The organism is Rhodococcus sp. IEGM1339 (genome assembly GCF_050321925.1).
Taxonomy (GTDB): Bacteria; Actinomycetota; Actinomycetes; order Mycobacteriales; family Mycobacteriaceae; genus Rhodococcus; species Rhodococcus pyridinivorans.
This window is the reverse complement of record NZ_JBNQFT010000008.1, coordinates 17938-29553: the sequence shown is the minus strand read 5'-3', so window position 1 is coordinate 29553 and position 11616 is coordinate 17938. Positions and strand designations below refer to the sequence as shown.

Sequence of the window (11616 nt, the reverse complement as noted above, 5' to 3'; positions counted from 1 at the left end):
TGTTGGGGGGGGGGGGGGGTGGAAGGAAGAAAAATGAAAGGTGTTGTACTCCCCCCCCCCCCCCCCCCCCCCCCACCACGGTGCCGTACCGGACTACTTCTTCTTCTCGATGCTCTTCTCGAGCGCCTTCAGGTTCTTCGCGAGCTTCTTCTCCGCCTTCGTGCCCTGCTTGCGCGCGGCCTCGGCACGCAGACGGGCCTTCTCCGCGGCGACGTGAGCCCGAGCGTTCAGGATCGCGGACTGCTCCTCGGCGAGCTTCGCCCATTCCGAGCTGCGATCGACCGTGGTGTCCCACAGCTTCGAGCCACGCTTGCGGGCGACGTCGGCGAGCTCAGGGGTGCGCTCGCGCGCCAGCCCGAGCAGTTCGGTGCCGCGTTCACGGGCGCCCTCGGCGAGTTCGGGGGCGCGCTCACGCGCGACACCGAGGATCTCGGCGCTGCGATCGCGCGCCCGTTCGGTCAGCACCGGGCCGCGGTCGCGGGCGACCTCGAGCAGTCCGCTGCTCCGCTCGCGTGCGGCCTCTGCGAGTTCGGGTGCACGTTCCTTGGCGATCTCGAGGATGTGTCCACCCTGCTCGCCGGCTTCCTCCGTCAGCGTCTTGACCCGCTCGGCGACGGTGTGCAGCGTTTCGGCCGTGTGACCGTCCGAGGAATGGCCCGGCAGTGCAGCGGCCACCGACTTCTGCGCGGCACGCGCGGCGCGACGGCTCCGCCAGCCCAGCGACGGCTTGCCCTCGGTGTCCACGGCGGCGATGAGCAGACCGCCGATCAGGCTCACGTTCTTGATGAGCTGGGTGCGCTGCTGGGCGCGGGCCTCGGGGTCCTCGACGTTCCAGAAGTCATGGCCCGCGACGGTCGTCGGCACGAGGCTGCCGATCAGCGCGAGAGCGGACAGACGAGGTGCTTTCCCGAGTGCGAACAGGGTCCCGGCGCCGATCTGCACTGCGGCGTTGATCTGGACGAGAGTCTCGGGATTGCTGGGAAGCCGGTCGGTGATCGACGCCGGCAAGGCGTTCACAGCCTGATCGAGCCCGGGCTGCGCGGCACCTGCTTTCGGCTCGGGCTTCCGCAGGGCGTCGATACCCCCGGCGATGAAGATGGACGCGAGCATGGGCCGCGCAATTCTCCGGACGAGCATGTGGTTCCTCCCGTGGTCGGCTGTGTTTCCAAACCCTGACACAGGTACCCCAAGCGTCACGGGAATATGCACGAAGCAGGGCCGAAGGGTACGAAACGATATTTCGGGCCATACGGAAACTCGAAAAAACCCGAATTTCGTCGTCGACGAGCGCCCCGGACATCACCTCGACGGCCGACTCGCCGCGCGGGACGTCGGAATCTCAGGCGGCCGATCCTCAGTAGTGAGCGGCAGATCCGTTACGGTCTCGAACAGGTGCGGACCCGAGGCGGTGTCGACGCTGCGCTCGATGGTCAGGTGCGCGACGCGTCCTCGCGTCCGCGGGGTGGCGATCTGGTTCCCGAAGCTCGGACCTGCCATCTTCGACCACGAGAACGACGTCTCGGGAACGGCCGTCACCGGACCGAGCAGCAACCGCACGACGCGCTCCGCCTTGCGTCCCCATGCGGCGCGGAAGGCGACCCGGACAGCTGCGGGGACGTGGTTGTGCAGGGGCGAACAAGTCAGTTGGTACACCGTGCCGGCGGTCGGCGTCGCGAATCGGACGCGGGCGGCGTAGGCATGGTGCACGTCGCCCGAAAGGACACAGATTGTCGCGGGCGCGCAGCCGGATGTTTCGGCGCGACGCCCGGCAGCGACATCCAGCAACAAACGGGCGAGTCGCTCGAACGAATCGCGGAAGGCCGCCCAGTGTTCGAGATCGGCGGCGCGCCGGAGCTTCTCGGCCCACCGCGCCCATCGGTCACCGCGCGCACCGGACGCGAGCTTCTCGTCCCACGCCTCGAGGTCGTGCATCGTGCGGGGGAGGAGCCACGGCAGCGACGTGCCGATCAGGAGGTGGTCGTAGTCGCCGTCGGTCTGCTCCTCGATCCAGTCGAATTCCGGATCGGACACCATGTCGCGCCGGTCGGGCGCGAGCACCCGCCCGCACCGCGAATCGATCACCAGCAGACGCACCGGTCCGAAATCGCGGCGATACGACCATCGCACTCCCGGACTGCCGTCGGCTTCCTCGTCGGCGCCGGACGCGAACGCACGGAAGATCGGTTCGGCGTCCCCGGCACAGTTCCGCACCCGGTCGTAGAGCGGGTCCTCGTCCAGCTCCGAGGGAGCGAGGTTACCGAGATGCTGATAGATCCAGTACGACGCCAACGCCCCGACGATGCGTTCCTCCCACCACGCGGAGGCCTCCATCTCCCTGCGCCACGAATAGGAGGTGTTCCAGTCGTCGTGCACGTCGTGATCGTCGAAGATCATCGAGGTCGGCACGTTCGACAACAGCCATCGGACGTTGTCCTCGGACCACGACCGGCTGTACAGCCAGGTGTACTCGTGGAAGTCGCGTACCTGGGCTCCGGGCGGTTCCGACAGATCGTGACGCTCACCGACCCGTCGCTTCATCTCCTCCGACAGCTCGTCGGCGTAGACCTGATCTCCCAGCAGCAACAGCGCGTCGGGCCATTCGTCGACCGGTAGGGAACGCATGCGCTGCGCGTAGGCGACGAGAGCGTCCTTTCCGAGGACGGCTGTCGGTTCCGCGCTCTCCGAGGCCACCCGGCACGACCCGAAGGCGAGCACTAAATCCTCGGGGTCGTCTTCCGCGGTCCTGATCAGCGGCGATGCAACACCGACGGGTGGCCACACGACCCGGCCGTCGAGATCCACCTCGTAGGGCGTCACCGATCCGGGTTCGAGGTCTCGGACGGTGACGAGCGCGTAATGGTGCCCCGCGACGGTCCACGTGTGTTCGGAACTGCCGAGCACATGCACCGTGCACGGCTCGGACGTCTCCACCCAGATCGTGGCGTCCGTATCGCCGATGTGCCTGAGCACCGGCCCCAGTACGAGATCCGCCACAGTGTCAGGCCTCCGTGCTCGTGCGAGCTCGTCCGGTTCTCGAGCGTACTCGCGGCAGTGGAGCACAGGAGGATTCCGGCGAACTCCGATCCTCGTTCGGCCTCCGCGCCTCTGCGACGGGGCGCACGCTGGAACGGACGCAGCACAAGCGGCCCGCTCGGGTCGTTGCCGCGTGCTGGAAGGGGGGCCCGGACATGACCGACGCGGAGAATCCGACCCGCTGGGATCGGCTCGACGACGAAGAGAAACGGCAGGCGAGGGAGAAGGCCGAGGAGATCGACCGCATGTACGAACGGGGAGCGCGGCCGACCACGGTCGTGCCGGGCACGAACGGGATGGTCTCGGGATCGGCCTTCGCGGATATGGCGGGCGAGCGCTCGAGGGACGAGCCCGCCGGAGCGGGCAAGGGCGAAGGGTCGGCCGACAGGGACGGTGCCCCCGACTAGACGTCGTGCGAGCACGATCGGGTGTCACAGATCCGGCCGTCGCAGGCTAGGCCTCGTACCGAGTGCCGTCCGGCCCGAGGCGGACCGAGACGGACCGTCACCAGCCCCGCTCGCGCCACTCGCCGAGATGCGGACGTTCGGCTCCGAGGGTCGAGTCCTTGCCGTGTCCGGGGTAGAAGATCGTCTCGTCGTCGAAGCGGTCGAAGATCTTGGACTCGACGTCGCCGAGGAGCGATCGGAAGGCGTCGTCGTTCGGGGTCTTGCCGACGCCGCCGGGGAACAGTGAATCGCCGGTGAAGATGTGCGTACGACCCGTGCCCCGTTCCGTGAGGACCAACGCAACCGACCCCGGAGTGTGTCCTGAGAGGTGGATCACCTCGAGATTCAGCTCACCGATCTGCACGGTGTCGCCCTCGGTCAGGATCCGGTCGGGCGTCACCGGCAGGGGATCGGCGTCGAGTTCGTGTGCGGCGGTAGGCACACCGGTCTCCGCGGCGACCCGCTCGAGACCCTGCCAGTGATCCCAGTGCTGATGGGTGGTGACGATGAGCTCGAGCTCCGGCGCGTTGTCGCGGAGGAATCGCACGAGACGGTCGGGTTCGTTTGCGGCGTCGATGAAGACGGATTTGCCGGTGGCGTCGTCGGTGACGAGATAGGTGTTGTTGTTCATCTCGCCGACGGCAAGTTTGACGATGCTCGCTCCGGGAATCCTTCGGCGTTGCGCGGGTCCGCCGGGCGTGACGTCGCCGGTGTAGGTGTCTTCGATGATCACGGGCTGCTGCGTCATGCAGCCAAACCTACCTTCGGGTGCGCGCGCGTGAGCCTGAGGCGCGCGGTTGTTCGTCACGGAAACGTGTCGGTACCCGCGCCTACCATGGCTGAGGGCCGAATTCCGGCCTTGTCTACAGGAAGGATGTGGCGTGGCAGACCGCCTGATCGTGCGTGGAGCCCGGGAACACAACCTGCGTGGTGTCGACCTGGACCTGCCGCGCGACAGTCTGATCGTGTTCACCGGGCTGTCGGGTTCGGGCAAGTCGAGCCTCGCGTTCGACACCATCTTCGCCGAGGGGCAGCGGCGCTACGTCGAGTCGTTGTCGGCCTACGCCCGCCAGTTCCTCGGTCAGATGGACAAGCCGGACGTCGACTTCATCGAGGGCCTGTCGCCTGCGGTGTCGATCGACCAGAAGTCCACCAACCGTAACCCGCGGTCCACCGTGGGCACCATCACCGAGGTCTACGACTACCTGCGTCTGCTGTACGCCCGGGCCGGCACTCCGCACTGCCCGGTCTGTGGCGAGCAGATCTCCCGGCAGACGCCGCAGCAGATCGTCGACCAGGTGCTGGAGATGGAGGCCGGGGCCCGTTTCCAGGTCCTCGCGCCCGTCGTGCGCACCCGGAAGGGCGAGTTCGTCGACCTCTTCGAGCAGCTGACCGTCCAGGGCTACTCCCGCGTGCGTGTCGACGGGGTCGTCCACCCGCTGTCCGATCCGCCGAAGCTGAAGAAGCAGGAGAAGCACGACATCGAGGTCGTCGTCGACCGCCTCGCCGTCAAGCCCAGCGCGCAGCAGCGACTCACCGACTCCATCGAGACCGCGCTGCGGCTCGCCGAGGGTGTCGTCGTGCTCGACTTCGTCGATCGTGAGGAGGATGCCCCCGATCGCGAGCGTCGGTTCTCCGAGAACCTGGCGTGCCCGAACGCGCACCCGCTGTCGATCGACGAACTCGAGCCGCGGTCGTTCTCCTTCAACTCGCCCTACGGTGCGTGCCCCGAGTGTGCGGGTCTCGGTGTGCGCAAGGAGGTCGATCCCGATCTCGTCGTGCCCGACCCGGATCTGAGCCTGGCCGACGGCGCGATCGCGCCCTGGTCGATGGGCCAGAGCGCCGAATACTTCGGCCGACTGCTGTCCGGCCTGGCCGACGCCCTCGAATTCGACATCGACACCCCGTGGCGGAAACTGCCCGTCAAGGTGCGCAAGGCCGTGCTGGAGGGCAGCACCGAGCAGGTGCACGTGCGCTACAAGAACCGCTACGGCCGCGTCCGTTCGTACTACGCCGAGTTCGAGGGCGTCATGCCGTTCCTGCACCGCCGTCTCGAGCAGTCCGAGTCCGAGCAGGCGAAGGAACGTTACGAGGGCTACATGCGGGAGATCCCGTGCCCGGCCTGCGCCGGTGCCCGCCTTCGTCCCGAGATTCTGGCCGTGACGGTCAGCGCGGGCGACTTCGGTGCGATGTCCATTGCCGAGGTGAGCGACCTGTCGATCGCCGAGTGCGCACGCTTCCTCGACGGTCTCGTCCTCGGCGCCCGCGAGGCCGCCATCGCTGGGCAGGTCCTCAAGGAGATCCAGGCCCGGCTCGGCTTCCTGCTCGACGTCGGACTCGACTACCTCACCCTCTCGCGCGCCGCGGGCACCCTCTCCGGTGGTGAGGCACAGCGCATCCGTCTCGCCACGCAGATCGGATCCGGTCTCGTCGGCGTTCTGTACGTGCTCGACGAGCCGTCGATCGGTCTGCATCAGCGCGACAACCGTCGTCTCATCGACACCCTCACGCGACTGCGCGATCTGGGCAACACGCTCATCGTCGTCGAGCACGACGAGGACACCGTCCGTGCCTCCGACTGGGTCGTCGACATCGGACCGCGCGCGGGCGAGCACGGCGGGACGGTCGTCCACAGCGGCACTTACAAGGAGCTGCTCGACAACCCGGAATCGCTCACCGGCGCCTATCTGTCCGGACGCGAGGAGATCGAGATCCCCGCGCTCCGGCGGCCGATCGACAAGGGCCGGCAGGTCACCGTCGTCGGCGCCCGCGAGAACAATCTGCGCGAGATCGACGTGGCGTTCCCACTCGGCGTCCTCACCTGCGTCACCGGTGTCTCCGGCTCCGGGAAGTCGACACTCGTCAACGACATTCTCGCGACGGTGATGGCCAACAAGCTCAACGGCGCGCGGCAGGTTCCCGGACGGCACACCCGCATCAACGGACTCGACCAGCTCGACAAGCTCGTGCAGGTCGACCAGTCGCCGATCGGCCGCACCCCGCGCTCGAACCCCGCGACCTACACGGGTGTATTCGACAAGATCCGCAGCCTGTTCGCCTCCACCACCGAGGCGAAGGTGCGCGGCTACCAGCCGGGTCGGTTCTCGTTCAATGTCAAGGGCGGGCGGTGCGAGGCGTGCTCGGGCGACGGCACGTTGAAGATCGAGATGAACTTCCTGCCCGACGTGTACGTGCCGTGCGAGGTGTGCCACGGCGCCCGCTACAACCGCGAAACGCTCGAGGTGCATTACAAGGGCAAGACCATCGCCGAGGTGCTCGACATGTCGATCGAGGAGGCGGCGGAGTTCTTCCGGCCGGTCACCTCCATCCACCGCTACCTCAACACGCTGGCGGAGGTCGGTCTCGGTTACGTGCGCCTGGGCCAGCCGGCGACGACCCTGTCCGGCGGTGAGGCGCAGCGCGTCAAGCTCGCCGCCGAACTGCAGAAGCGTTCCAACGGGCGCACCGCGTACATCCTCGACGAGCCCACCACGGGCCTGCACTTCGAGGACATCCGCAAGCTGCTCGGGGTCATCAACGGTCTGGTCGACAAGGGCAACACCGTGATCGTCATCGAGCACAACCTCGATGTCATCAAGACCGCCGACTGGATCATCGACATGGGTCCCGAGGGCGGTTCCGGTGGCGGCACGGTGGTCGCGGAGGGTACTCCGGAAGAGGTGGTCACGGTGGAGGAGAGCTACACCGGACGCTTCCTTGCGGAGATCCTCGACGGGCGGATCACTGCACCTGCTTCCGCGCCGGTACGCAAGCGCGCGACGAAGGCGACCAAGGCGACCGCGACCAAGACTGCCGCTACGAAGTCGGCCACGAAGGCGAAGACCGCCAAGAAGAAGGTGGCGGCCGCGAGCTGACGAATCGAGCCGCCCGCCTCGGAAGAGGCGGGCGGCTCGATCTCGTGGCTCGTGAAGCAGCCGGGGAGCGTGAAGTGGGCGGGACTCCGGTTCGGCTCAGTAGACCGGGCCGGTGTACTTCTCGCCCGGGCCCTTGCCGGGCTCGTCGGGCACCGCCGACGCCTCGCGGAAGGCGCGCTGCAGTGCCTGCAGTCCTTCGCGCAGCGGGCCGGCGTGCGGACCGAGATATTCCACCGACGAGGTGATCAGGCCGGCGAGTGCGGTAATCACGCGGCGGGCCTCGTCGAGGTCACGTCGCGCGCTGCTGTCGGGATCGTCGTCGGCGAGACCGAGCTTCTCGGCGGCCGAACTCATGAGCATCACGGCTGCGCGGCTGATCACCTCGACGGCCGGGATGTCGGCGAGTTCGCGCACATCCTCCGCCGCAGCGTCCTGATCGGGGGTCTCGGGAGCATCCGTCATAGCGTCGAGCATAGGGTCGCGCCGCTCGGCGCCGACCGTGCGGGTGCGGCGCCGACGCGCCGATTCGTCGTCGACGTGGCTTTTTGTTAGACTTGATCCCACGACCGCCCGCGGTGATCCTCCGTGGGCAGCAAAGTGGAGTCCGACTCCCACCTCTGGCGGCGCATAGATGCAGCTGAGAGGTCCGGTCCTCCGGGTGTAGAAGCCCGGATGTCCGCCCTGCATCGGGCGGTGCGGATCACGCAGCGTGAGCTGGGTCCGTCGACCGGTCGGTATCGGACCCCGCGTGGAGCCTCGGCACCACAGCGGGGTCTTCTTGTCGAGGAGTAGGGCCACGTGCTGCGGTGCGGTCAAACCGACCACACCGCTCTACCTAGGAGGCCCCATCAGCGCTGAGACCCGCATCAACGAACGCATCCGAGTTCCCGAAGTCCGGCTCGTCGGACCCGGCGGTGAACAGGTCGGAATCGTGCGTGTTGAAGATGCCCTCCGCCTGGCAATCGAAGCCGACCTCGACCTTGTCGAGGTGGCGCCCGACGCCCGGCCGCCGGTCTGCAAAATCATGGACTACGGCAAGTTCAAGTACGAAGCCGCGCAGAAGGCGCGCGAATCGCGCAAGAACCAGCAGCAGACCGTGATCAAGGAGCAGAAGCTCCGTCCGAAGATCGACGACCACGACTACGAGACCAAGAAGCGCAACGTCGTGCGCTTCCTCGAGGCCGGTTCGAAGGTCAAGGTCACGATCATGTTCCGCGGCCGCGAGCAGTCGCGCCCCGAACTCGGATACCGGTTGCTGCAGCGCCTCGGCGCCGATGTCGCCGACCTCGGCTTCATCGAGACCAGTCCGAAGCAGGACGGCCGGAACATGACCATGGTGCTGGCCCCGCACAAGGGTGCGAAGACCCGCGCGAAGGCTCAGGAAGCCGCGCAGGCCGCACCGGCGCAGGCCGCACCGCGCCCGGCAGCCTCCGCTGCCCCGACCACGGAGTCCGCGCCGTCCGCGCCGGCTCCCGGGACGGGCGACGCCCCGAGCAACTAGCCCGCTCAGGCAGCACATCCGGTGCTGTCCGTGAGCACCGATGTACGCACACGACAAGAACTGAGGACTCCATGCCCAAGTCGAAGACCCACAGCGGCACCGCGAAGCGATTCAAGGTGTCCGGTAGCGGAAAGGTCCTGCGCCAGAAGGCGGGTCGCCGCCACCTGCTCGAGCACAAGTCCTCGCGGGTGACGCGTCGCCTCGACGGCAAGGCCGTCGTCGCCGACGCCGACGCTCCGCGCGTCAAGCGCATGCTCGGGCTCTGAGCCTCTCCGACCGATCCATCCGGGGACACCTCGTTCGTCCCCCGAACTCTGACAGGACACATAACCAGTGGCACGCGTGAAGAGGGCCGTCAACGCCCAGAAGAAGCGTCGTTCGATTCTCGAGGCCTCGAAGGGCTACCGCGGACAGCGCTCGCGTCTGTACCGCAAGGCCAAGGAGCAGCAGCTTCACTCGCTGACCTACGCCTACCGCGACCGTCGCGCCCGCAAGGGTGATTTCCGCAAGCTGTGGATCAGCCGCATCAACGCTGCTGCCCGCGCCAACGACATCACCTACAACCGCTTCATCCAGGGCCTTAAGGCCGCCGGTGTCGAGGTGGACCGCAAGATCCTCGCCGAGCTCGCCGTCTCCGACGCCGAAGCCTTCGCCGGCCTCGTGGCCGTCGCCAAGGCTGCCCTTCCGGCCGACGTCAACGCTCCGGCTGCCTGAGTGCTGCCCTGAGCTACGACAACATCCAGGAACGACCCGTGGACACGCTCACCGAGCGCACACCACGGGTCGTTTCTGCTGTGAAACTGCTCCGGACCGCCGAGCGTCGCAAGACCGGGCGGTTCCTCGCCGAGGGTGAGAACTCCGTCACCGAGGCGCTCGCCGCTGCACGCGTGCACGAACTATTCGTCACCGAGGCGGCCGCCGGCCGGTACGCGACGGTCGTCGACGAAGCACGCCACAAGGGTGTGCGCGTGGGGATCGTCACCGAGCGGGCCGCCGCCCGGCTGTCCGACACCGTCACCCCGCCCGGCCTCGTCGCCGTGTGCGACACCCTCGACGTGCCGCTCGCCGAAGCGGTGACCCCGCGGTCGCGGCTGATCGCCGTGCCCGTCGCGGTCGCCGAACCCGGCAACGCCGGCACCCTCATCCGCGTCTCCGACGCCGTCGGCGCCGACGCCGTGGTCCTCGCCGGCGACAGCGTCGACCCGCACAACGGCAAGTGCGTGCGCTCCTCGGCCGGCAGCATCTTCCACCTGCCGGTCGCGCGCGAACGCGACACCGACCGGGTACTGGCCACGCTCGCCGAGGCCGGCGTGCAGATCCTCGCGACGGCCGCCGACGGGGAGATCGACCTCGACGACGCCGACGAGTTACTCGCCGCGCCCACCGCGTGGCTGTTCGGCAACGAAGCCCACGGACTCGATCCGCAGGTCGCCGCCCGCGCCGACCACCGCGTCCGCATCCCCATCCGCGGACGCGCCGAATCGCTCAACCTCGCCACCGCCGCCTCGATCTGCCTGTATGCGAGCGCGCGGGTGCAACATCGGGCCGCTCGGCCCATCACATAGGATTTCCCGGGTGCGCCGCGGCCTCCGGCCCGGACCGCACCCACCGAGATCACCCGTTCGTCCGAAGAAGGAGATGCACCGGTCGTGGCCAAGAAAGAGGGCGGGACCCCGCCGGCAGTCGATCCGAGCGCCCTGACCGAGGACGCGCTCACCGCCGCCGAGAAGTCCGCAATCGACGCGTTCGCCGCTGCGACCGACCTCGACGAACTCGCCCAGGCGAAGATCGACCACCTCGGCGACAAGGCGCCCATCTCCCTCGCCAAGCGCGCCCTCGGCTCGCTGCCCGGCAACGAGCGCGCCGACGCCGGCAAGCGGGTCAACGCCCACCGCACCACCGTGCAGGCCGCCTTCGACGACCGCAAGGCCGTGCTGCAGGCCGAACGCGACGCCGCGGTCCTCGTCGCCGAAGCCGTCGACGTCACCCTTCCCGCGACCCGCCGCGCGCTCGGCGCCCGCCACCCGATCTCGATCATCTCCGACGAGGTCGCCGACGTCTTCGTCGCGATGGGCTGGGAGGTCGCCGAAGGCCCCGAGGTCGAGACCGAGCATTTCAACTTCGACGCCCTGAACTTTCTGCCCGACCATCCGGCGCGCACGATGCAGGACACCTTCCACATCGCCCCGGAGGGTTCGCGGCAGGTGCTGCGCACCCACACCTCGCCCGTGCAGGTCCGCACCATGCTGCACCGCGACATCCCGATCTACGTCGTGTGCCCCGGCCGCACCTTCCGCACCGACGAACTCGACGCCACCCACACCCCGGTCTTCTCGCAGGTCGAGGGTCTCGCCGTCGACAAGGGCCTGACCATGGCGCACCTGCGCGGCACCCTCGACGCGTTCGCGCGGGCGCTGTTCGGGCCGGAGACCCGCACCCGGATGCGCCCGAACTACTTCCCGTTCACCGAACCGTCCGCCGAGGTGGACGTGTGGTTCCCGAACAAGAAGGGCGGCGCCGGCTGGGTCGAGTGGGGCGGCTGCGGCATGGTCAACCCCAATGTGCTCCGGGCCTCGGGCATCGACCCCGACGTGTACACCGGGTTCGCGTTCGGAATGGGCCTCGAACGCACCCTGCAGTTCCGCAACGGCATCCCCGACATGCGCGACATCGTCGAGGGCGACGTGCGCTTCACCCTGCCGTTCGGCGTGCAGGGCTGACAGCCCGCTCCCGACACCGACTCCACCGACCGACGACCGAA

The 11616-nt window shown here is 68.2% G+C and carries 11 protein-coding genes; 7 read left to right on the top strand and 4 right to left on the bottom strand.

Annotation, left to right across the window (positions count from 1 at the left end; genetic code table 11):
- Nucleotides 1–93 precede the first annotated feature (93 nt).
- Together ACQR3U_RS10590 and ACQR3U_RS10585 are read right to left on the bottom strand one after the other, a co-directional pair.
- Entirely contained in the window at nucleotides 94–1137 is a 1044-nt protein-coding gene (locus ACQR3U_RS10590; protein ID WP_024101156.1) for a DoxX family protein, read from the bottom strand.
- Between the two features lie 162 nt (nucleotides 1138–1299).
- The gene (locus ACQR3U_RS10585) at nucleotides 1300–2994 is read right to left on the bottom strand and encodes an alkaline phosphatase D family protein (RefSeq protein ID WP_230810536.1); all 1695 of its coding nucleotides are present in this window, start codon (nucleotides 2992–2994) and stop codon (nucleotides 1300–1302) included.
- 194 nt (nucleotides 2995–3188) lie between these two features.
- On the opposite strand from ACQR3U_RS10585, the gene ACQR3U_RS10580 reads away from it, so the two are divergent.
- Nucleotides 3189–3440, top strand: a complete 252-nt coding sequence (locus ACQR3U_RS10580; protein ID WP_230810537.1) for a hypothetical protein — start codon at nucleotides 3189–3191, stop codon at nucleotides 3438–3440.
- 97 nt (nucleotides 3441–3537) lie between these two features.
- Here ACQR3U_RS10580 and ACQR3U_RS10575 read toward each other — a convergent pair whose 3' ends face one another.
- Nucleotides 3538–4227 carry an MBL fold metallo-hydrolase gene (locus ACQR3U_RS10575; RefSeq protein ID WP_121209228.1) on the bottom strand — a complete coding sequence of 230 codons (690 nt, stop codon included), beginning with the start codon at nucleotides 4225–4227 and terminating at the stop codon, nucleotides 3538–3540.
- A 133-nt stretch (nucleotides 4228–4360) separates the two neighbouring features.
- Between ACQR3U_RS10575 and uvrA the strand changes: the two genes are divergently transcribed.
- Complete coding sequence (gene uvrA / locus ACQR3U_RS10570; protein ID WP_006553981.1) at nucleotides 4361–7354, top strand: excinuclease ABC subunit UvrA; 2994 nt, start codon at nucleotides 4361–4363, stop codon at nucleotides 7352–7354.
- Between the two features lie 96 nt (nucleotides 7355–7450).
- Here uvrA and ACQR3U_RS10565 read toward each other — a convergent pair whose 3' ends face one another.
- Nucleotides 7451–7816 (bottom strand): DUF1844 domain-containing protein, encoded by a 366-nt coding sequence (locus tag ACQR3U_RS10565; RefSeq protein ID WP_230810538.1) that lies wholly within the window; start codon nucleotides 7814–7816, stop codon nucleotides 7451–7453.
- A 316-nt stretch (nucleotides 7817–8132) separates the two neighbouring features.
- Between ACQR3U_RS10565 and infC the strand changes: the two genes are divergently transcribed.
- The 5 genes from infC to pheS all read left to right on the top strand — a co-directional run bounded on the left by infC (nucleotide 8133) and on the right by pheS (nucleotide 11575).
- Nucleotides 8133–8855 carry a translation initiation factor IF-3 gene (infC, locus tag ACQR3U_RS10560; protein ID WP_033097706.1) on the top strand — a complete coding sequence of 241 codons (723 nt, stop codon included), beginning with the start codon at nucleotides 8133–8135 and terminating at the stop codon, nucleotides 8853–8855.
- Nucleotides 8856–8926: 71 nt separating this feature from the next.
- On the top strand, nucleotides 8927–9121 hold the full coding sequence (gene rpmI / locus ACQR3U_RS10555; RefSeq protein ID WP_006553978.1) for a 50S ribosomal protein L35: 195 nt from the start codon (nucleotides 8927–8929) through the stop codon (nucleotides 9119–9121).
- Between the two features lie 67 nt (nucleotides 9122–9188).
- Nucleotides 9189–9569, top strand: a complete 381-nt coding sequence (gene rplT, locus ACQR3U_RS10550) for a 50S ribosomal protein L20 (RefSeq protein WP_006553977.1) — start codon at nucleotides 9189–9191, stop codon at nucleotides 9567–9569.
- Nucleotides 9570–9607: 38 nt separating this feature from the next.
- A complete protein-coding gene (locus ACQR3U_RS10545) occupies nucleotides 9608–10420 on the top strand; it encodes a TrmH family RNA methyltransferase (protein ID WP_230810539.1) in 813 nt (270 codons plus the stop codon).
- A gap of 84 nt (nucleotides 10421–10504) precedes the next feature.
- Nucleotides 10505–11575 (top strand): phenylalanine--tRNA ligase subunit alpha, encoded by a 1071-nt coding sequence (gene pheS, locus ACQR3U_RS10540; protein WP_024101130.1) that lies wholly within the window; start codon nucleotides 10505–10507, stop codon nucleotides 11573–11575.
- Nucleotides 11576–11616: the final 41 nt, after the last annotated feature.